Below are 20668 nucleotides of genomic sequence, written 5' to 3'. Positions count from 1 at the left end.
CTACCTTTAATCCAGAAATCGCCTAAACCTATCACTCTTCATCCAGAGTAAATCTGCGCCGATATTCGCTAGGGGTCAAACCAACAATGCGCTTAAATATTTTACGAAATGCACTGGCATCACTATAACCAACTTTCCACGCTATTTGCTCAACAGGCATTAAAGAGAACTGTAGAAAGTCTTTTGCACTACCAATGCGTAATCGCTGACAGTATTCTGTTGATGTCATGCCCGTCGCCTTATGGAAACGGCGCAGAAAAGTGCGCTCCTCTAACTGCGCACAACTGGCTAGGGTGGATAAATCAATAACCCGTGCTTCTGTTTTTTGTAGCCAATGCTGCACCTTTAGTATGGCGGCATCACCATGGGTGAGTATTGGAGAAAATGCACTGTAATAACATTGTTCACGCCTTGAGGGATCAATTAACAACGCACGAGCGGTCTCATTCATCACTTGTGAGCCAAGAAAGCGATCCACCATCCTAAGCCCCAAGTCCGTCCAAGCCATCGCGCCACCAGCGGTCACAATATCACCGTCTTCGATAATAATGCGATCCACATCAAGATCGACATCGGGGAAGCGCTGTTCAAACTCTTCTACATAACCCCAATGCGTCGTTGCTTTGCGTTTGGATAGGAGTCCCGTCTCGCCCAGTAAAAAAGCACCGGCGCAGACGGATGACAGTATCACACCTGTGGAATGCTGATCTCTTAGCCATTCCAGCCATGGTGCCGCTGCTTGCTTTGCAATTGGCGTCTCTAACGTGGGTGGAATGATGATAGCTGTTAACCTTCCTGCACTATCAGAATTGCTCGAAAAAGTGCAGGTAGGTCGCAGATCAGCATCTTTAATTTCCCAGTGACTCACTTGTAAAGGCAGATCGGTTGTATCTCGATGTTTGGCGGCGATCTTACTGGCAATGACTAGTAAATCAGTCAAGCCAAGGACGGCCGCCATTTGAGCCTTCTCATAAACAACTAACCCAATTTCAATAGCGTCTTTTTGATTCATATGTCGTTATTAACCTCTTGTGTGTCGATGTAGCCACTCGTTAGTGTGTCACAGCGCTTATATAATGTACGCCTATACAGTCACTTTGATAAAAAAAGGAATCATCATGAGCACAAAAGCACTGATCGTTGTAGATATTCAAAATGAGTATTTTCCGCAAGGTAACTTATCACTCGTAGGTATTAACGAAGCCGCTGCCAATGCGGCGTTGGTTATTGCGTCTGCTAGAGAAAAAGGCCATACCGTCATTCATATCCGTCATGAAATGCCTTCTGCTGACGCACCAATCTTTACGCCTGGTACTGATGGTGTAGAAATCAATGAGAAAGTAAAGCCTATAGAGGGCGAAGCCGTCATCACTAAGCATTACCCCAATTCGTTTCGTGAGACCTCTCTTAAAGATCTGCTTGATAAAGAAAACATCAAAGACGTTACCGTGATTGGCGCCATGAGCCATATGTGTATTGATGCAACCGTTCGTGCTGCGGTTGACTTTGGCTATACAACGACCACCATCCATGATGCCTGTGCCACGCTTGATCTTGAATTTAATGGCACGACCGTACCCGCAGCTCAGGCTCATGCCACCATTATGGCAGCGATTGAATTCCTATATGGCGAAGTGATTGACACCCAAACTTGGATTGCGCGTTAGTCATAAGTTTTTAAGCAAACCATTATTAACTCATAACATAGACTCATCAATAAGGTAACCATTATGAATATAACGAAATCGCTGACCGGCACCACACTATTAAGTGGTTTCATTTTGTTAACCGCATGTACCACCTTTGCCAGTCCAGCGACCAATTCTAACGCGGTAAAACAGACGGCGACCAATACCGTTCAATTTCAGCAAATCCGTAATGCCACGATTAAGCTTGATTATGACGGTACCACGTTTTTAGTGGATCCTATGCTCGCGGCTAAAAACGCTTATCCAGGGTTTGCAGATACGTTAAATAGCCAAATACGCTATCCAATGGTAGATTTGCCGGTATCTGTTGCAGAGGTGCTAAAGGCTGACGCCATTATTTTAACCCATCTACATGCGGATCATTGGGACGATGCTGCACGCAACCTGGTCCCTCGTAATATGCCAATTTTTACCCAAAATGAAGCCGATGCGGCAATCGTGCGTAAAGATGGCTTTACCGATGTCAGAGTGTTGACAGAGCAAGGGGTGGTGTTTAAAGGCACTAGAATCAATAAAACCATCGGACAGCATGGCACTGATGAGATGTACAAAGTTCCAGCGCTTGCTCAGGCACTTGGTAAAACGATGGGTATTGTGTTCCAAAAGCCAAACTACAAGACCGTCTATGTAGTAGGGGATACCATTTGGAATAAAGACGTAGAGAATGCGCTGACTCGCTACAAGCCTGATGCGGTCATCCTTAATACAGGCTATGCAAAGCTGTCTACCTTTGTCGATGACTCTATTATTATGGGTAAAGACGATGTATACCGTGCGTATCAATTCTCACCTAATGCTCAGATAATTAATGTGCACATGGATACGGTCAATCATGGCGCACTGTCGAAGGCAGAGCTGCGCCGTTTTATCGAAGAAAAACACTTAGACAAACAGCGTGCGCTTGTTCCTAATGATGGTCAAACCTATAAATTCTAGTTCTTTAGAAGTCAATTTTTAGAAGCTTCCCTGTGTGGCAATGCTCAAAGTGTGTTGCCACATATAATAAACACTGCATAACTGAGACAGTTTATGAATATGCCAAATAATTCTGGCAACGCACCTTTCGTTCTCTCGGTACTCGACAATGCCTTCACCGGCGTTGGCCACACAGTAGAGAACACCTTTCAAGAGATGATTGCGCTTGCGAAACTGGCGGATAAAAGGGGCTTTCAGCGGTTTTGGATGTCTGAACATCATGCCATGCCTGGCGCCGCGGTTCCTTCGCCACAGATGATGGTGGCTCGGCTTACTGGTGAAACCGAGCGCATTAGGCTTGGTGCAGGCGGTATCATGCTACCGAATCATGTGCCTCTGGTGGTCGCTGAGCAATTTGGTATGCTTGATGCGCTGGCGCCAGGACGGATTGATCTGGGTTTGGGAAGGGCACCAGGTACGGATGGCGCAACAGCTTCAGCTTTGCGTCGTCACCATGCGGCAAACGATGAGTTTCCTCAGCAAGTCGCAGAGTTGTTGGGCTTTTTAGAAAATAGTTTTCCACAAGACCATCCTTATAGTGAGGTTCATGCGGTGCCAGGCCCATGGCAGGCTGAGCAAAATCGAGTACCACCATCACAGACCACAGCTGATGTCTGGATCTTGGGGTCATCGACTTATTCAGCGCATCTGGCAGCACAGCTTGGCAGACCTTATGCGTTTGCCTTGCAGTTTGGCAGTGCTGATGTTTTAAATGCCATGCGCATTTACCGAGAGAATTTCCGTCCATCACAATTCCTAGCCAAGCCATACAGTTTGGTTAGTATAGGTGCGATTGCGGACGAAGATCCTGTAGAAGCACGTCGCCAGTCAACGTCGTCTGCCATGGCAATGTTGAGAATGTTCCAGCGTAAACCTTTTGCTTTACTGCCCCCTGATGAAGTCGCGGCTTTTCAAGGCAATTTACAAGAGCACCAGATTATTGAACAGTATACTGATCAAACCCTTCATGGCACTGCTGCCGAGGTAGCAAAAGGTTTGGAGGATCTTCAGGAGCAGACAGAGGTCGATGAGGTCATGATGGTGGTACAGGGCTATTCGCGACGCGCCCAATTGCGCACTGTTGAGCTAATCGCAAATCTCTATGGTATGCCAAGTCACTAGGGCGTGTCCCTAATCTAGAAAAGTAGGTTCAAAAGCCTTAAAATATAGAGACTATTTCAAACATGGCTCTCTAGGATATGGCAAGAACAGTACTCAATGATAATACATGGGAACAACTCCAAAGCACCATGAAGACTCATGGCTGTCATACTTGAAAAAACGACAGACAAGTCATGGAACCCATACTGTGGAAACTTCGTACAGGTGCCCTATGGCGTGATATACCGAGTGGGCTATGTCCATGGAGAACTGCCTACAACCGCTTTAACAGGTTGTCAAAAAAGGGGTTATGGGAACTATTTTTTTTGACCTACGAGCAAGTATTGATGAAGAACGGGTATTCGCAGACGGAAGCTACATCCGCTGTCATCAACATTCAAGCGGCGTCAGACGAGGAGAGCTTCGAGACACTGGGAAATCTTGAGGTGGAACCACCACCAAGATTCATCTCACCGTCGATTCGCATGGAAACCCGATTGATTTTAAAATCACTGAGGGTGACGTCCACGACAGCCAAGCGGTAGATGACATCATAGAGAGGTTAACGGATGCGACCTACTTCATTGCTGATAAAGCTTATGATTCTGAAACCATTAGAACGAGGCTCAAGCAAGACAACATAAGCCCTATCATACCTAAGAGAAAAAATGCTAAACAACCAGATCTAGCTTTTGATCATTATTTATATAAGCTACGACACTTGGTTGAAAACACGTTTGCAAGGCTAAAGCACTTCCGTAGTATTGCGACTCGATACGAAAAATTGGCTCGTAATTATAAGTCTATGCTGTATCTAGCTTGTACTATGATTCATTGTAAACTGAATTAGGGATACGCCCTAGATCCTGTTGATAATAGTAATAGTAAAAGGTTAGCAAAGCGCTTAACGATTAATCTCAATCGATGCAATGATTTTGTTAGATATACCGATAAAATGACTGGCTCTAGCATTATCGCTTTATTATTATAATCTTACGCTGTTAGGCAATGCTGCCTTACTTAAGTAAATCAACCTCAGATATGTTCGGGGCGGTTCAGTCTTCATCCCAATAAGGATACTCACCAAAGCGCTCGGTAATCAGCTCAATAAGCTTTCGGCACCGCTTTGATAGAAATTTGTTTTTTGGATAGACCGCATAAGCGTTTAATAAGGGTAATTGAAATTGCTGCAATAATGGGGTCAATTCTCTGTCTTTTAGCTTTTAGTAAGCAATAAAGGTAGGAAGTAAGACGATGCCATGGCCTCTAACTGCCATATCCAGCAAAAAATTACCATTATTGGCGGTCATTCTTGAGCCAGTGCTGACAAGATGGCGCTGACCTTGTTCATCGGTCAGTTCTAAATTATGGCTCGGACTTAAACTGTATTGTAAAACACGATGCGGACCACATGATAGTGGTAGGACAACAGTAATTGAGCGAGTCTTAAAGGAACGAATGATCTCATCTTTACCATGTTTTAGCTTGCCCCATCAATAGATCTTTGACGGGGCAGTATTATACCTCTAAGAAAGAAAAACCAGTTATTTTTAGTTGTCAGTCAACAGTTATTAACAGGTGTGCTTTCTATCATTCTTGCTTAGGAATGGCTTTAAATTTGGCCACTTGCTTCGCATTAGTAATAGTCAGAACAGGCAAGTTGTTACCGCTCTTGCTGATGCTATATTTGCCTTGTACCGTTGCTGCGGCTGCTGTATCAAAGCTGGCTAACGGTTCAGGACACCCTTTTCGAGTGCTTCTTATACCGCCTAGTTGTACGTTACCATTCACAACGCTGTATCCAGCAGCTAGGTTATTACAGGTATTCATGAGAGCGACAAAATTGTTGCCGTTTTCATTCATAAAATTTAGAACCAATGGGTTCTTTGCATCAAAGAATAGCTGAGGAACTTTATTATTATTTGCATCTTTGGCATCAACCAACTGCCAATTATAGGCTTGTAGGATATTTGATGTAATTGTCTGTTCTACTGGAGCTGTCACGCTAGGAGTAGTTTGGCAGCCAGCAGCTAATGTACCTACTGCTAAAACACCTGCCATCATCACTTTGGTCATGTTTTTCATATAAACGCCTATAAGATTAAATTTATTAAAAAATTATGCATAGCTGTCGTAGTCGATGATATTAACAGCTATAAAGCCTACGTATTGTCACAGAGGGTAAAAGAAGGTACAAGTAATCAAGTATGGCGATTTGGGTACTCCAGTTAAAGCGATGATAATAGAGGAAATTGATAAATTTCAGCATAAATCAGTGTACTGATAAATATTCCAGCCCCACTCAGCCAGATCATGTATACATGAGACATTGACCACTCGACTTGCCATATAATTTTCTTTTTTGCGCTCAACCACTCTGTAATACTGATGCCGACCATCAACCACAATATACCCACCAAATAACCGCCTAACACATCACTTAAATAGTGTTCATTTAGCACAATTCTACTTAACCCAATCAATAACATAAAAAAGATAGAAAATATAATTATGTGAATTTTTTGGACAAAATTCTGATTAAATCGAATCAGTAGGTAGGTAATGAACCCATATAAAGCAATCGTAATCGTAGCATGACCACTTGGAAAAGAATGGGTGTGCTCAAACAATAAAATATCGGCGGGTCGCTCACGTTTAAATAAATATTTGGTTAAAAAAGTAAATGCGGCGCTACCTGAAGTAGCAACCAGTAGTCCTATAAGGACATGGCGTTGCCGAAGCACCCAGCATATTACTATAGTAAGCAGCATCACCAAAACGGTCATAGGAGTAGAAGCAAAGCTGGTTATTTGAATGAAAAAATTAATAACGTCAGAGTCACGCAGTAAACTCATCTGCTGTGATACAAAGTAGTCTGTGGCAACAATAGGTTTTAATGTAGCCACGTCTTCGACCAGCCCAACGAATAACGCCAATACGTAGCTCATTAATACAAATAAAAGCGTGAATGACAGACCATAAAAATGCCGTATATCGAACCGTTGTGACAGTATTACATACAGCTTGGGATGCCTATCCTTAAATTGAATGATGCGTGTGTGTTTTCCAAGATACTGTTTTGTCATTACCCAATAGCGAATGACTTGATTTAAAAACCACTGTTCATAACGAATCATCACGTACTGCAACACTAATAAAATCCCAACAACTATAAAAAGCAGAGAAACTAAGGCGACCAGTGGCTGATTTTCTTGTATGAGTAACATTAATATTCATTCTTTTCGAGAATATCCCGAATCCTATATAATTACTTTTATTGTTTATAGCCGTTTTCTCGATATAAGTGTTTTTAGCATAGCAATCTCTCTAGATACTACGCTCATCTTCACCTATCCAATCAGGTCCTATTTCAACCTCAATATCCCGTGCATTAATTGGTTCATGGCATTCTGAACATACCGTTACGGGATGCATTATTTGGCCGCACTTATTGTGTCTATGTAGCAACGGCGCACCACGTTCATCAGCCATGTGTTTGTCTCCCCAGCTAACCAGTGCCAAAACGATTGGATGCAAATCTAAACCACGCTCTGTCAACCGGTATTCCTCACGCAGTGGTTGCTGTTGATACGGTGTTTTTGTCAGAACGTCATACTCAACCAGCTTACGAAGCCGGTTAGACAAGACATGACGTGTGATGCCTAAGCGTTGCTCAAATATATCAAAACGTCTGACACCTAAAAAACAGTCACGTAAAATCATTAGCGTCCAACGATCACCAATGACTGCCAAAGTGCGAGCTACTGAGCAAGGCTGTTTATCAAGTTCATCCCAGCGCATATGTTACCTCCTACATGTATGAGTAATAGATTAGCTTGACAGACTCTGAAAAGGAAGCTATGTTTTTGTTAGTTCTAAAAAGGAACCTATAAGGAAATAGACATGTATAGAGCACCCGTAGCGGTTGTAATTGGAGCAGGCGATGCCACTGGCAGTGCTGTTGCGAAACGTTTTGCAAGAGAAGGTTTTACCTTATGCGTGACCAGAAGGAATGTGGAGAAGCTGAGCGCATTAGTCAGTGATATTGAAGCCGCTGGTGGAATAGCAAAGCCATTTGGTTGCGATGCGCGTGTAGAGCAAGAGATGGTTGAGCTGTTTACCCATATTGAACAAGACATTGGCACGATTGAAGTTGTGGTATTTAATATTGGTGCGAATGTCCATTTTTCCATTGTAGACACCACAGAAAGAGTCTACCGAAAAGTATGGGAGATGGCAGCGCTATCTGGATTTCTCACAGGTAGAGAGGCAGCAAAAGTAATGATCCCCCGTGGAAAGGGCACGATTATTTTCACCGGCGCGACGGCTTCTTTACGAGGTAGTAAAGGTTTTTCTGCTTTTGCTGGCGCTAAATTTGCTTTACGTGCTTTGGCGCAAAGCATGGCTCGAGAGTTAGGGCCACAAGGTATACATGTGGCTCATCCTATTATTGATGGTGCCATTGATACCGCCTTTATTCGTGACAACTTTCCTGAGCGTTATGCGCTTAAAGATCAAGACGGGATCTTAAATCCAGAGCATATCGCTGAGCAGTATTGGCAATTACATTGTCAACCAAGAGACAGCTGGACACATGAGCTTGATCTACGCCCATGGCTAGAGACCTTTTAGAAACTTTCTAATATATTTTGTCAGGAGTACTTTGAGATGAGTAAAAAAGTAGAGTTTTTCTTTGATGTAGGCAGCCCAGCCAGTTATTTGGCATGGACACAATTAGAGGGTATTGCACAGCGCACCAACGCTAAAATCATTTGGCGGCCTATGCTGCTTGGTGCTGTTTTTCAAGCCACTGGTAATGCGTCACCAGCTTCGGTTCCTGCTAAAGGCCCTTATATGTTGAAGGATCTTCAGCGTTTTTCAAATATTTATGGGGTGCCGTTTAACTTCAATCCATTTTTCCCGTTGAATACGATGCATTTAATGAGAGGTGCGACCGCTTACTTGGAAGAACCTGAGTTCCAGACTTATTTAGCAGCTATTTTCAACGCTTTATGGTCTGAAAAGCTAAACATGGAGTCACCAGAAGTAGTGGCTGAGGTTTTGACCAAAGCAGGCATTGACGTGACTGATTTTATGGCTCGTATTAGTGAGACTGAGGCCAAGGCGCGTTTGAAGGCAACTACTGAGGAAGCTGTAGCACGAGGTGTTTTTGGTGCGCCTAGTTTCTTTGTGAATGATGAGTTGTTTTTTGGTCAAGATCGCTTAAGTTTCGTTGAGATTGCTTTAAAAGAGTGGCCTTAATTGGCAACGGTATAGCATGAGTTGAAAGCTTTTTAGACTCCTAATTTTTTTAAATTATGAAGAGATTAATACGAACATCGGTTATAGTATTACTGAATTCTATCTTCATTACTTTTCATTCTATGATACTCATATTATTAAAGGTACTTTGCTCAGGCTCACGTTATGGATTTTATAGTATGTGGTTGCCATCCCACTTTACGTGCTGAATAAAGACTTTGATGCTAGCGTCCCTCTTTCTTTTTTATCTATTATATTACTACTGTTTATAATAGTGCGATAACAGGAGCATAACCCATCGTGATTTGGCTAAAAATGCTTATTGGGGCACTAATGGTATTAGCCATTCAGCTATTTACTCAAACTCGCTTTTTTTATTTAGCTGCACTTGCTCCACTTTTCCCAACCTTTACTTTAATTAGCCACTTTTTAGTGGGAACTCAGCGTAGTGTTGCAGATTTTAAAGTAGCACTGGTGTTCAGCATGTTGGGCGTTATACCGCATTTAATTTATACAGTTTTAGTGTTTTTTACCTTTAGTCATATTGGTTTATATAAGGCCTTGATATTGGGAGTAATGGGTTGGCTGGTAGCAGCTGCCATTTTAGTTTTAGCATGGCAGCAGTATCAGCTCTAATATGAATTCCTTCAATAAAATATTCTTAAATGTGGCTTGTTCCATGTATGAGATTGAGGCAATGTAAAAATATTTTATTTTTCTGTTCATTGCTGAGCGGTTTAACACATGAGAGACGCTTATAATTCACTCATAGATAAACGCAAGCATTCTCTACTGTTTTAGCTTAGCATCTTACCCCTCATTAGTACTTAAGACATCTGTTGTGCTTCATCAATCTTATCAGTTAATAGTGGCTGTAGTGGCATAATAAATTTCTGCTAAAGTATGTAACTGCTTTACAGACGATTTATAAGGAAGAGCTTCAATTGTTTTTAGATCCTTGGGTTTGGCTGGGTTTTTTCATTTTGCTGTCTTATACCGTAGAGGCAATAACTGGCTTCGGAAGCTTAGTAATAGCGCTTTCTCTTGGCGCACTAATGTTACCAATCAACCAAATGCTGCCAGTAGTAGTACCACTCAACGTTTTGATGACCGGTTATTTGGTCTGGCATAATCGTCAATATATATACTGGCCCATACTGTTTAAACTGATTTTACCATTAATGTTATTAGGGACACTGGTGGGTTATGGGCTGCGACCGTGGGTTGGGGATTCTTTGCTTCAACTGCTATTTGGCGCATTAGTATTTTGGTTTGCTAGTCGCGAGCTCTGGCGTATACATCGCGGTATAAAGGCTGTTCCCCATACGCTTATGCTGAGCCGAGCATTGACTTTTGGTGCAGGCATTACGCATGGCTTGTTCGCGTCAGGCGGTCCACTTCTGGTTTATTCAATAGCAGGCATTAACTTAGACAAAAGCCGCATGCGCGCCACTCTGTTGGTCGTATGGCTCACACTAAATGGCTGTTTATCAGTACTATTCTTGTTAGATGGGACACTGTTTCCTAGTTTGACACGCCTTGTTGTTTATCTACCACTGTTGGTTATAGGTGTCCTATTAGGTGAATACTTGCATCATCGTCTGGATGAGCAACGTTTCCGCCGATTAATTTATGGCTTATTAGTAATAACTGGAGCGTTGCTGATGATGAAGTCTGTTATGTGACGATGGAAATATACTTTTTTATATCGATCTATTATGAGGCAATAACACCTGATTCAGTCATTTTATCGGTATAGCGAATGGGTAAGTACTAAGCCCTTCTATCGCTATGATGAATCATCTCTTACTCTTAGGTTTATTCCTATCTGCTTATCTTTCTCTAAAACTGCCATCGCCATATCAGTGTTCATACGATTCGAAACTTTCCAGCCAACGTTACTACGGGCAAACATATCAATGATAAAAGTGGTATAAATCTAGCCGCTGATCGTTACGATATTTAGTCGTGTCCTAGTCTTTACTACGCCAAACACTTTGCAAACGATGCAGCTCAATGCTGTTAAATCTGTAGATATTAACTTGAGAGGTTTTAGTTATGTAGCTTAACGATAAGGCTAATGATCAGCTAATTGAAGGTATTCGATATTGTATTGAAGAATAATGATAACTATTATCATTATTGTTTGCGTTATTTTTATAATGTTGCTAAAGTGTGCATTCTTTATTGCTGAGTAGTGGGTAGCTCTTTGCATCTTCTAGTTTTAAGATGTTATCTATATTAATACTTCAATTACTTATCTTACTTTTATAGCAATTAAAAAGCATAACTTTACCGTGTTTTTCTAGCAGGTATTCATGATGTTATATCGAATCTCTTCTATCAGAAAAGCTGAAAAATATTAGTAAACACTAAATACTTCCAGGATTGTCATCTATGCCAATATTACCAACCTCTTTTGCTATAAAAAACTCTTCCTTACAAAAACCACTATGTTTAACGACTGGTAAAGCTTTTCTGAGCATCGCTATCGCCTCTATTCTTACTACTACCGCATTCGCAGCTGAGAGCGGTGGCCTTACTGTACAACAAATAGAAGCGCAAGAAGCGGCAGAACAGCAAGCTATGCCCTCTGTTGAGCTAGATACCATTGTCGTTAAAGCGGCGCGAGAGGAGCTAGAACAAGCAGCGGGTCTGTCAGTGATTAGTGAAGAGGCCATCAAAAAAGCCTCTGTTTCCAATGACATTGCAGAGATCGTGCGCAAAATGCCTGGGGTTAACCTATCTGGCTCCTCAACTTCTGGTCAGCGCGGTAACCAGCGCCAGATTGACCTACGTGGTATGGGACCGAATAACACGCTGATTCTAATCGACGGCCGTCCTGTTACTTCTCGCAATGCAGTTCGCCCTGGTCGTGCTAGCGAGCAAGATACCCGTGGAGACTCGCAATGGGTGCCGCCGAGCGCTATTGAACGAATCGAAGTATTGCGTGGTCCAGCCGCGGCTCGCTATGGTTCTGGTAGTATGGGCGGGGTAGTTAATATCATCACCAAAGCGCCTACTAAAAAAGAATTTTCGGTCACCGGTCACTACGAATCCCCAGAGAGTGACTTAGAAGGCAAAGACTGGCGCACCAATATCAATATGGCTGGCTCTTTAAACGACAAGCTGTCCTTCCGTACCACGTTGGGTTACCACGACAGTGAAGGTGATGACCCTTATATCAATGCCGAAGACGCCCAAATTGTTGATGGGAGCAACGGACCAGCTGCTTCGGTCGCGGCAGGTGTTGAAGGGGTGGAAAATGTAGACGTCCGCCAGCTTTTTGAATACGCTATGGATGCGATGAATACTGTGGGTTTTGAGGTCAACTACAGCACGCAAGATAACCGCTGGGCGGGCGACTCGCAATTCCAAACAGTCAATGATGACTTGGTCGAAACCCTAGGGGGTGACACCACCAATAAGATGCGCCGCTATGGTGCTGCTTTAACCCATCGAGGTGACTATGAAAACTCCCGTAGTAACAGCTATTTAGAGTTTAACCGTACCAATAATGAGCGCTTGGCTGAAGGTACTGGTGGTAGTATTGAAGGTCAAATTAAGCCTCCAGTAGAAGGCGAAGATTACCTATGGAACAAAGCGACTTATGACACACTTAACGCCAAGTCAGAGTGGGATATCTTTTTTGACCGCCACACCTTGACTGCAGGCGCTGAGTTCCGTGGTGAAAAACTCAATAATCCTGTGGTTTCAGATTTAACTTTTGATGAAGGCTTTGACTTTGGGGATGTGGAAACTGACCCTGCTAAGCGCGATCCAAAATCAGATGCTTACCTGATAGGTGCTTATTTAGAAGACAACTACCAAATCACTCAAGATTGGTATGTAACCCCAGGGCTCCGTTTTGATTATCACAGCGAAGCCGGTAGCAATTGGTCACCGAGTATCAATACTACTTGGGACTTTAGCCCTAACTGGTCGGTGAAAGCAGGGGTCAGTCGCGCCTTTAAAGCACCATCACTTTATCAACTTGATCCCAACTATATCTACTACACTAAAGGCAATGGCTGTCCTTCTTGGATTCCGACTGATCAACGAGGCTGCTATGTTTTGGGTAACACTGATCTCGAGCACGAGACTTCTTGGAACAAAGAGCTGACTTTTACCTATGACGATGGTACAGGACTCAATGCTGGTCTGACGTATTATCATAATGCCTATGACAACCGTATTGGTGCGGGTGTAGATCGTGTGGGTGTAGTTGGTGTGGTGGTTGATAGTGCAGATATAAACCGCTCTGTTTTTCAATGGGAGAACCAAGGCGAAGCCATCATTGAAGGTCTTGAAGGCTTTGTAAAAGTGCCAGTGACTGACACGGTTTCTTGGTCTACTAATGTCACTGGAAATATTCGCTCAGAACGTAAAGATACTGGCGAAGCGTTATCATTAATCCCTAAGTTTACTGTTAATTCTAACGTTAACTGGGACATTACCCCACGTTGGAATACCGACTTTGGTGTTAGTTATTACGGAACTATTGAAGCGCCTGAAGTTTCAGTTACTACTGGCGATGCGTTAGAAACGCTAAAGCTTGATCGTAAGCCTTATGCACTTGCCAATATCAGCACTCGCTATAACTTGACGGATAGTGTCACCGTTGGTGCCGGAATCAAAAACTTATTTGATAAGCAAATTAAACGCGAAGGCACGGGTACCAATGCGGGTGCTCGAACTTTTAATGAGCCAGGTCGGGCTTATGTGTTTGATGTGAGTATTGATTTCTAATTCTTAGATACAGTATTTTCTTTAAGAATAAAAAAGGTCTGAACTAATGGTTCAGACCTTTTTATTTGGGTGATCAATTGTCTCATAATCTTGTAAAAAGTAATTCATTTAAATGCGACTGGTGATGCTGTCACTGGCTTTGAGCCAGGTCGTAACATCAAAGCCTCTTTAATCTAACAGTTCTAAAGCTTATTGGTTTTGGTATCGTCACTATAGTTAAAGTATCTTAAAAACGCTACGGTGCTGCTGATATCAATTTTTTGCAGCCTCTGTCTGCGTAGGCTCAGCAAGCGAGAAAAATTGATATCAGCAGCACTGTTATGTATCGATATTGCTTTTCCCTGACTATATATATTCTTAGTTTTTATTAGTCAGTAACTATTGAATGATTTTCAGAAGGTGAGATAAATTGTTCTTTTTAAGAAGTAAGGAATGAAGCTAGAGGCAGTTAGCTTGAATTACACCGTATCGACAATCACTGGACGACCTTGATGGTTTAAAACAGTGACATCGACGTTGTATAAATCTTTCATGGTTTCTTGCGTGAGGACATCTACAGGCGCTCCTGTGGCTAGCACACGCCCATTTTTCATCGTTACCACGGTATCAGCGAACTGTGCGGCTTGATTGATATCATGGAGGACAATGACCACGGTTTTTTGCTCAGTATGACTTAACTCACGTAGTTCACGCATCAGGCGACCAGCATGGTACATATCCAAATTATTTAATGGCTCGTCAAGCAATAAATACGGCGTATCTTGACAAACAATCATCGCAATCAGCACACGTTGGCGTTGACCACCTGATAGTGTCGATAAGAAGCGTTCGGCTAACGGCTGAAGCTCATAGCGCTCTATAATTTCTTGCACTTTTTGTTGATCGTTGGCGGTTGGCTGACCTTGATGATAAGGATAGCGCCCAAACATTAGTAGTTCATGCACCCGAAGCCGCCCTTGCACTTGGTTATCTTGCCCAAGCATTGCCACCGTTTTAGACAAGGTTCGTGCATCACAGCTGACAATACCACGTTCCTCATTATTTACATCAAAGCTTACTTGCCCACTTTGCAAAGGTTGCAAGCGTGCCATCACCGAAAATAGAGTGGATTTGCCAGCGCCGTTGGGACCAATTAAGGCAATGATTTGGGCACTAGGCAGGGTCAGTGTCATGTCATGCAAGATTTGCTGTTTGCCGATATGATGCGAGATGCCAGTTATTTTTATCATAATTGTTCTTACTTTATTGTTTTTACTTCATTTGAGTATCTGTGAGCTAAATTTTCAATAAATTTTTATGGTTAATGGCTTGAGCGACGTTGGCTCATAAAAATCAATATTAAAAATACCAAGCCACCAGCCAATTCAATGACGACCGATAAGACGCCAGCCATACCGAGAACTTGCTCAAATATGGTTTGACCGAGTACCAAGCAAATAATTGCCACTAAGCTGACCAATATTAAGCGTTCGCTATGATACATATTACGCGCGATACGATTGGTCAATGCGCAGACCAATAAGCCAAAGAAAGTCACTGGACCAACTAATGCGGTTGCCGTAGCAACTAGTACCGCAATGCCCGTTAACAGCCCAAATGCTAGGCGTTGGTAGTTGATACCGAGGTTGATTGCCTGTGATTTACCAAGCATCAAAACATCGCACTGATAGCGCCAGCGCCAAATAAACAGCGCACTAATGACACAAATAATAAAGCTAATACCCAAAAGTTGTGGGTTTACGGTATTGAACTGGGCGTAACTTGCCGATTGCACAACGACGAAATCATCAGGGTTAATCAATCGCGCAATCAGTGCCGATAAGCTGCGAAACAACACCCCAAAGATGACGCCGACTAATATCAGCCGTGTTAAATCCTGACTGCTTTTGGAGAACAGTAGTTTAAATAGCAATAACGACGCGCCAAACATCAAGACAATTTCAAGCGAAAATTTAGCAATCGGATTAAGACTGGTAAAGCTAATCGCGCCCAAAAAGAATACTAGTAAGCTTTGCAGCAATACATACAGCGAATCAAAGCCCAACAATGAGGGCGTCAAAATAGGATTGTGGGTTAAGGTTTGAAACAATAGGGTAGAGACGCCAATCGCATAACCAACGACCATCAGCGCTAGTAGTTTTTTACTACGTAATGGTAGCGCAAAATCCCAATGTCCATGGACGTTAATGCTTAAAAACAGAATCATCGAGATAAGCAATACAATGGACGCAATCGATTTTGGATGATTAACGATTGTTGTCCAGAGTTGTGCTAGACGACTTTGTCCAGAAGTAAGAGCGTCGTTATTTTCTGAAGCACTATCGTCTGCGGTGTTAGTGGTTGCGGCGCTAGGCTTAGATGATGAAAACATGCGTAAATCCTATAGTGCCAAACTTATTGGTAAAAAAGCAGTGATAAGTGAAAAGATTAGGTAACTGGATTGGGTTGAGTGATTCAAATAACAGCTTTTATTGTTCAGCAGGTGCACGTAATAATAGCCATAAAAACAGTACCGTACCAACCACACCGAAAACTGTTGCTACGGGCACTTCAAATGGATAGCGAATCGAGCGTCCAATAATATCGCACAGCAATACCGCTGAAGCACCAAGCAAGGCAACCGCAGGTAAACTACGGCGTAATTTATCACCCATCAATCGACTGACGATATTGGGCACGACCAAACCAATAAATGGAATCATACCCACCGTCACGACGACAACGGCACTCATCATGGCAACCATTCCGACGCCAATCCACGTCACATGACGCTTGCTGATGCCTAAGTTAAGCGCAATATTATCGCCTAAACCAATGATGGTCAGTTTATCGGCGATGATATAAGCCAGCACGCAGAGTACACCTGTCAGCCACAATAATTCATAACGACCAGCTAATACGCCAGAAAAGTCACCAAACTGCCAAACACTTAGCATTTGTAATGACTCAGTCTGATACGCGATGAAGGTCGTCACTGCTTCAATGATGCCGCCAAAGACAATACCAATCAGCGGAATCATTAAAAAGTCTGTCGGTGGAATACGGTGAATCAGCAGCATAAATAACATCATGCCAAATAGAGCAGCGATGGTTGCCACGCCCATTTTAATAATAAGCGCACTGGCTGGAAACAGCAAGCTGACCACGAGCAACCCTAGCGCTGCACTTTGGGTAGCACCAACCATTGATGGCTCAACGAAGCGGTTTTTTAGTACTACCTGAATAATCATTCCAGCCACTGCCATTGCGATACCTGTTAAGATAATGGCAATGGTACGCGGTAGTCGGCTGACTAACATTAACGAGCTGTCTGAGTTGGCGCTATGACTGATGAGGCTTTGCAGGATACCTGACCAGGAAAAATCGGCTACACCGATTGATAAGCTTAATAACACCAAAAGCCCCATAATGATGAGGCTAGCGCTGTTAATGAACCATGGTGCCATAACGGCACGTCGAGGTTGAGCGCTAAAACTATTGCTCGCGCTTTTTGACGACTTTGCTGAGCTAGTGGACAAAGAAGCGCTTGCTTTATCCTCAACACTGATCTTATTAGAAAATAACGGCATAAAGTTTGCTGGCTTAGAAATTTATTGACGCACAAAGTGATCGTTTGAGGACAGTTATCTAATAATGCTTAATAAATCTAACGATTATTTAGCATTATTAAAAGCGTCTTTAATGGTCGTTAAATCTTTAATCCATTGATAATAACCGCCGAATGCAAGATAAGAGTCTGGACTGAGATATACCACTTGATCTTTACTCCAAGCAGTGGTTTGGGCAACCAGTTTATTATCTAATACTGCTTTTGCTCCAGCACTGTCTTCACCAATTGCCGCGCTACGGTCAATGACAAATAACCAGTCTGGATTGGTCTTTTGTAGATATTCAAAAGACACTGGCTGACCGTGGTTACCATCTTTGATTTGTCCATCCGCTATTGGAATATTGAGTACGGTGTGAATAAAACCATAGCGTGACTCAGTACCATATACCGACATTTTATTGCCATTGACCATGACGACTAGGCCTGTGCCCTTATCTTTGGTGGAAGCTTTGGTTTCTGCTAACAGGTCATCAATGTCTTTTTGCAGTTTGGCCGCTTGCTCACTTTTACCAAACAATACTCCTAAATCAGCCAGGCGGCGCTTGCTCGATTCATAAATATCGGCGGTATCGACACTCATATCAAGGGTAAGAGCAATGTTCGAAAGTTCATCGTATTTTTTAGCAGTGCGGCCGCCAATTAAAATTGCCTGCGGTTGTAGCGCATTCAAGGCTTCAAGATCTGGCTCAAATAACGTACCTACTTCTTTTGGCTCAGGTTGGTTTTTTGCTTGCAGATTGTCTAACAACATATTGTTTGGCATACCTTGAATAGGCACATCAAGAGCGGCTAAATCTTGCATTAGCGTCATGTCATATACTGCAATGGGTGATGGGTTCATCGGTAAGCTTACTTCACCTTTTACGGTATCAATTTTTACAGTAGTGGCAGACTCGCCATTACTAGTAGCATTTGAGACTGTATCTGTCGTTTTATTTTCTGTTGTAATCGTTGCAGTTTCAGAGTCGCTAGAGTCGGATGATGTACAGCCAGTCAAACTAACAGTGGCTACTAATGCCACCATCATAGTGGTTAATAAAGGACGCTTGAATACAGGTACTGGTGTAGAGAGTAAAGTGGTAAACATAAATAACTCATTATACAGGTTATAGAAAGTTGGTTAATTAAACGACTGCCAAATATATGAAGGGTAGTAAAGAGTCTGCATAACTGTATTAACAACAGTGTTCTTCGCTATTTATTTTGCCTTCAATCTTCAATCTTATTGCTTATTTCGTTTTTTGTAAGGTCAGATAAGTAAACAGCGATTATCATAAAGGAGTTAGTGATATATATCAATGATAATGAGAACTATTGTCATTATTTATATTGGTTATTTTCATAGATAGAGGTACTCATCTTTCTAGCAGCTTTTAAGAAACAGCTTGCCTTCCTCTTAAACCTATTTAAAGTAGAGAGGGTAATTTGTAAGCGGAAATTAACATCTGAAAGATAATTATTGTTAATAGTTATCGTTTGCATTACTATTACATTTTATTTTATAGACTTATTAGGCTGTTATGGGTTCAACAAGTTTCAATGTGCCATCACTTAAATTAACATCAACAGTTATGGGTTGTGTTGTCACATTACACTTGCTGACAGCACTTGCATTGGTGATAGTCAAAACCCCTGTGACTACTATTAAGCCACTTAAAATAACGCCACCTATAGAAATACAGTTGGTGTCAGAAGTTACGACAATTGCAGAGCCGGTGACGGCAGCCGCAGAAGTCGAACCTATTAAAGCGCTCAAACCACAATCTGTTAGCGTACCTGAGGCAAAACCAGAGCCTAAAAAAGCCGTGCAACCAGTTGTGAAAGAAGAGACATCAAAGCCTCAAGTTGATACTAAGCCAGCTACTGCGACAACAAAGGTAGTAAATAGCAAGCCTGTCATCAAACAACCAATAAAATCACAAGAATCAGACGCAGCAGCTCAAGCAAGCGCTTTAGCAGCCGATAACGAACGTAAGATATTGGCAGTACAGGCTGAAAAGGCTACTCAACAAGCGCATGCCAAAGCTATGCGAGAGGCTCAGGCAGCAGCAGATGCCAAAGCAAAGGCAGATCGTGAAGCGCAAGCCGAATCCGATGCCAAAGCGGCAAGAGAAGCCGCACAAGCCGCTGCTCGTGAGAAAGCCAATCAACAAGCTGCCGCCGCCGCAAGTAATACCCCCGTCAATTTTACTGCCACTAACGCTAACTGGGCCTCAGAACCGAGTTTTAGTTTTCCTGCTCGTGCCAGACGAGCTGCCAAATCAGGCGAAACCTTTAGGGTGGTTTTGATATTACAAGTTAATAAGCAAGGCGGCATTGATAATGTGAGCTTAGCGCAATCTTCTGGCAACGCTGCACTCGATAGAGAAGCTCAGCAACAAGTACGTTCTGGTAAATTTAAACCCTTTACGAAAAATGGCGTACCAGTGGTGGGTAATGTGACTTTACCTATCAGTTATGCAGTGCCGTAAAAGTTAGTTATTTACCAAGCCCATTATTTTCAAAGCGTCACTATTTATAATTTTTCATGATAAGTCGTTATGCGGTACTCGCAACGAACTCATATGATTGCATAACATATTAAGGAGTCTGATATGGACTTTACAAGCTACTGGCAATACAGCGATTTGGTGACCAAAAGCTTGTTTTTCTTGCTATTGGTCTTATCGGTGCTCTCTTGGGTAACTGGTATTATTCGCATATTACAAAGCCGAAAATTGGCCGCCTGTGTTGCTGATGATTTGAGTCAGCAGGTTGAGATGAAGCGTTCAGCTGTGACTAACTCTGATGCTGCTATGCGTCGATTAGTCATTGAGCAAGCATTATTAAAGCATATAGGGCGTTACCGTTTTGCTAGCGAACGCGGCTTGCCTATTTTAGGTACAACTGCAGCGATCGCGCCGTTTATTGGGTTATTTGGTACAGTTTGGGGTATTTTTCACGCGTTACATAATATTGGTACTAGTGGGCAAGCAGGCCTTGGACAAGTGGCAGGGCCAGTTGGCGAGGCGCTCATCATGACAGGTCTCGGCATTGCCGTCGCAATTCCAGCAGTGGTGTTTTATAACCTTGCCGTACGTATCAATCGAAGGGTAATGTACCATGCCAATGATAGAGCCCATGATTTATTGGCGCAGTCTGTTGATTTAGCAGCAATGCAACCTTCAATGGATCCTCATAATGTAGCTGAAAAGCAGGGTATAACTACTAATGTCACTGGTAGTAAGAGTGCTCATAGCAATAGTAGTTATTCATACTGATA

19 protein-coding genes and 1 pseudogene are annotated in these 20668 nt (G+C 42.6%); 11 read left to right on the top strand and 9 right to left on the bottom strand.

Features of this window, described 5'->3' with window-relative positions; genetic code table 11:
- Nucleotides 1–31: 31 nt before the first annotated feature.
- Nucleotides 32–958: a GlxA family transcriptional regulator gene (locus JFC07_RS03995; protein ID WP_263612371.1), complete on the bottom strand. Its 927-nt coding sequence runs from the start codon at nt 956–958 to the stop codon at nt 32–34.
- Nucleotides 959–1118: 160 nt separating this feature from the next.
- On the opposite strand from JFC07_RS03995, the gene JFC07_RS03990 reads away from it, so the two are divergent.
- The 4 genes and pseudogenes from JFC07_RS03990 (at nt 1119) to JFC07_RS03975 (ending at nt 4635) form a co-directional block, all read left to right on the top strand.
- A complete protein-coding gene (locus JFC07_RS03990) occupies nt 1119–1667 on the top strand; it encodes a cysteine hydrolase family protein (protein WP_191692467.1) in 549 nt (182 codons plus the stop codon).
- A gap of 63 nt (nt 1668–1730) precedes the next feature.
- Nucleotides 1731–2645 carry an MBL fold metallo-hydrolase gene (locus JFC07_RS03985; protein ID WP_191692468.1) on the top strand — a complete coding sequence of 305 codons (915 nt, stop codon included), beginning with the start codon at nt 1731–1733 and terminating at the stop codon, nt 2643–2645.
- Nucleotides 2646–2738: 93 nt separating this feature from the next.
- Entirely contained in the window at nt 2739–3806 is a 1068-nt protein-coding gene (locus tag JFC07_RS03980) for an LLM class flavin-dependent oxidoreductase (protein ID WP_198328184.1), read from the top strand.
- Nucleotides 3807–3883: 77 nt separating this feature from the next.
- Nucleotides 3884–4635 (top strand): annotated as a pseudogene (locus JFC07_RS03975) (IS5 family transposase).
- Nucleotides 4636–4840: 205 nt separating this feature from the next.
- Here the strand turns inward: JFC07_RS03975 and JFC07_RS03970 are convergent.
- The 4 genes from JFC07_RS03970 to JFC07_RS03955 form a co-directional block, all read right to left on the bottom strand.
- Nucleotides 4841–4990, bottom strand: coding sequence for a hypothetical protein (locus JFC07_RS03970; protein WP_198328181.1), 150 nt, complete (start codon nt 4988–4990; stop codon nt 4841–4843).
- A 385-nt stretch (nt 4991–5375) separates the two neighbouring features.
- Entirely contained in the window at nt 5376–5870 is a 495-nt protein-coding gene (locus JFC07_RS03965) for an META domain-containing protein (protein WP_191692471.1), read from the bottom strand.
- Between the two features lie 143 nt (nt 5871–6013).
- Nucleotides 6014–7012 (bottom strand): phosphatase PAP2 family protein, encoded by a 999-nt coding sequence (locus tag JFC07_RS03960; RefSeq protein ID WP_198328179.1) that lies wholly within the window; start codon nt 7010–7012, stop codon nt 6014–6016.
- Between the two features lie 100 nt (nt 7013–7112).
- Nucleotides 7113–7586: a winged helix-turn-helix transcriptional regulator gene (locus JFC07_RS03955; protein ID WP_198328178.1), complete on the bottom strand. Its 474-nt coding sequence runs from the start codon at nt 7584–7586 to the stop codon at nt 7113–7115.
- 102 nt (nt 7587–7688) lie between these two features.
- Here JFC07_RS03955 and JFC07_RS03950 point away from each other — a divergent pair, with 102 nt between their 5' ends.
- The 5 genes from JFC07_RS03950 to JFC07_RS03930 all read left to right on the top strand — a co-directional run bounded on the left by JFC07_RS03950 (nt 7689) and on the right by JFC07_RS03930 (nt 13796).
- On the top strand, nt 7689–8417 hold the full coding sequence (locus tag JFC07_RS03950) for an SDR family oxidoreductase (RefSeq protein ID WP_198328177.1): 729 nt from the start codon (nt 7689–7691) through the stop codon (nt 8415–8417).
- A gap of 36 nt (nt 8418–8453) precedes the next feature.
- Nucleotides 8454–9047, top strand: coding sequence for a 2-hydroxychromene-2-carboxylate isomerase (locus JFC07_RS03945; RefSeq protein WP_198328176.1), 594 nt, complete (start codon nt 8454–8456; stop codon nt 9045–9047).
- Between the two features lie 300 nt (nt 9048–9347).
- Nucleotides 9348–9683 carry a GlpM family protein gene (locus tag JFC07_RS03940; protein ID WP_227678247.1) on the top strand — a complete coding sequence of 112 codons (336 nt, stop codon included), beginning with the start codon at nt 9348–9350 and terminating at the stop codon, nt 9681–9683.
- 308 nt (nt 9684–9991) lie between these two features.
- On the top strand, nt 9992–10732 hold the full coding sequence (locus tag JFC07_RS03935; protein WP_198328174.1) for a sulfite exporter TauE/SafE family protein: 741 nt from the start codon (nt 9992–9994) through the stop codon (nt 10730–10732).
- A 712-nt stretch (nt 10733–11444) separates the two neighbouring features.
- Nucleotides 11445–13796, top strand: a complete 2352-nt coding sequence (locus JFC07_RS03930; protein WP_191692375.1) for a FepA family TonB-dependent siderophore receptor — start codon at nt 11445–11447, stop codon at nt 13794–13796.
- Nucleotides 13797–14254: 458 nt separating this feature from the next.
- Here the strand turns inward: JFC07_RS03930 and JFC07_RS03925 are convergent, their stop codons facing one another.
- From JFC07_RS03925 to JFC07_RS03910, 4 genes are all read right to left on the bottom strand, one after another.
- Nucleotides 14255–15025 carry an ATP-binding cassette domain-containing protein gene (locus tag JFC07_RS03925; RefSeq protein WP_191692374.1) on the bottom strand — a complete coding sequence of 257 codons (771 nt, stop codon included), beginning with the start codon at nt 15023–15025 and terminating at the stop codon, nt 14255–14257.
- A gap of 71 nt (nt 15026–15096) precedes the next feature.
- Complete coding sequence (locus tag JFC07_RS03920) at nt 15097–16167, bottom strand: iron chelate uptake ABC transporter family permease subunit (RefSeq protein WP_198328173.1); 1071 nt, start codon at nt 16165–16167, stop codon at nt 15097–15099.
- A 97-nt stretch (nt 16168–16264) separates the two neighbouring features.
- On the bottom strand, nt 16265–17242 hold the full coding sequence (locus JFC07_RS03915; protein ID WP_376779287.1) for an ABC transporter permease: 978 nt from the start codon (nt 17240–17242) through the stop codon (nt 16265–16267).
- Nucleotides 17243–17449: 207 nt separating this feature from the next.
- Nucleotides 17450–18493 (bottom strand): siderophore ABC transporter substrate-binding protein, encoded by a 1044-nt coding sequence (locus JFC07_RS03910; protein ID WP_191692372.1) that lies wholly within the window; start codon nt 18491–18493, stop codon nt 17450–17452.
- A 598-nt stretch (nt 18494–19091) separates the two neighbouring features.
- On the opposite strand from JFC07_RS03910, the gene JFC07_RS03905 reads away from it, so the two are divergent.
- Nucleotides 19092–19877: an energy transducer TonB gene (locus JFC07_RS03905; RefSeq protein ID WP_227678246.1), complete on the top strand. Its 786-nt coding sequence runs from the start codon at nt 19092–19094 to the stop codon at nt 19875–19877.
- Nucleotides 19878–20000: 123 nt separating this feature from the next.
- Nucleotides 20001–20666, top strand: a complete 666-nt coding sequence (locus JFC07_RS03900; protein ID WP_198328171.1) for a MotA/TolQ/ExbB proton channel family protein — start codon at nt 20001–20003, stop codon at nt 20664–20666.
- Nucleotides 20667–20668: the final 2 nt, after the last annotated feature.

Source organism: Psychrobacter faecalis (assembly GCF_016107575.1).
GTDB lineage: Bacteria > Pseudomonadota > Gammaproteobacteria > Pseudomonadales > Moraxellaceae > Psychrobacter > Psychrobacter faecalis.
The sequence above is the reverse complement of the archived record's forward strand: the minus strand, read 5'-3'. Positions and strand labels throughout refer to the sequence as shown.

Coding starts and splice junctions, on each gene's coding strand:
- JFC07_RS03995 (WP_263612371.1), bottom strand. CDS start 958: ATGGCGGCCGTCCTTGGCTTGACTGATTTACTAGTCATTGCCAGTAAG.
- JFC07_RS03990 (WP_191692467.1), top strand. CDS start 1,119: ATGAGCACAAAAGCACTGATCGTTGTAGATATTCAAAATGAGTATTTT.
- JFC07_RS03985 (WP_191692468.1), top strand. CDS start 1,731: ATGAATATAACGAAATCGCTGACCGGCACCACACTATTAAGTGGTTTC.
- JFC07_RS03980 (WP_198328184.1), top strand. CDS start 2,739: ATGAATATGCCAAATAATTCTGGCAACGCACCTTTCGTTCTCTCGGTA.
- JFC07_RS03965 (WP_191692471.1), bottom strand. CDS start 5,870: ATGAAAAACATGACCAAAGTGATGATGGCAGGTGTTTTAGCAGTAGGT.
- JFC07_RS03960 (WP_198328179.1), bottom strand. CDS start 7,012: ATGTTACTCATACAAGAAAATCAGCCACTGGTCGCCTTAGTTTCTCTG.
- JFC07_RS03955 (WP_198328178.1), bottom strand. CDS start 7,586: ATGCGCTGGGATGAACTTGATAAACAGCCTTGCTCAGTAGCTCGCACT.
- JFC07_RS03950 (WP_198328177.1), top strand. CDS start 7,689: ATGTATAGAGCACCCGTAGCGGTTGTAATTGGAGCAGGCGATGCCACT.
- JFC07_RS03945 (WP_198328176.1), top strand. CDS start 8,454: ATGAGTAAAAAAGTAGAGTTTTTCTTTGATGTAGGCAGCCCAGCCAGT.
- JFC07_RS03930 (WP_191692375.1), top strand. CDS start 11,445: ATGCCAATATTACCAACCTCTTTTGCTATAAAAAACTCTTCCTTACAA.
- JFC07_RS03925 (WP_191692374.1), bottom strand. CDS start 15,025: ATGATAAAAATAACTGGCATCTCGCATCATATCGGCAAACAGCAAATC.
- JFC07_RS03920 (WP_198328173.1), bottom strand. CDS start 16,167: ATGTTTTCATCATCTAAGCCTAGCGCCGCAACCACTAACACCGCAGAC.
- JFC07_RS03915 (WP_376779287.1), bottom strand. CDS start 17,242: ATGGCACCATGGTTCATTAACAGCGCTAGCCTCATCATTATGGGGCTT.
- JFC07_RS03910 (WP_191692372.1), bottom strand. CDS start 18,493: ATGTTTACCACTTTACTCTCTACACCAGTACCTGTATTCAAGCGTCCT.
- JFC07_RS03900 (WP_198328171.1), top strand. CDS start 20,001: ATGGACTTTACAAGCTACTGGCAATACAGCGATTTGGTGACCAAAAGC.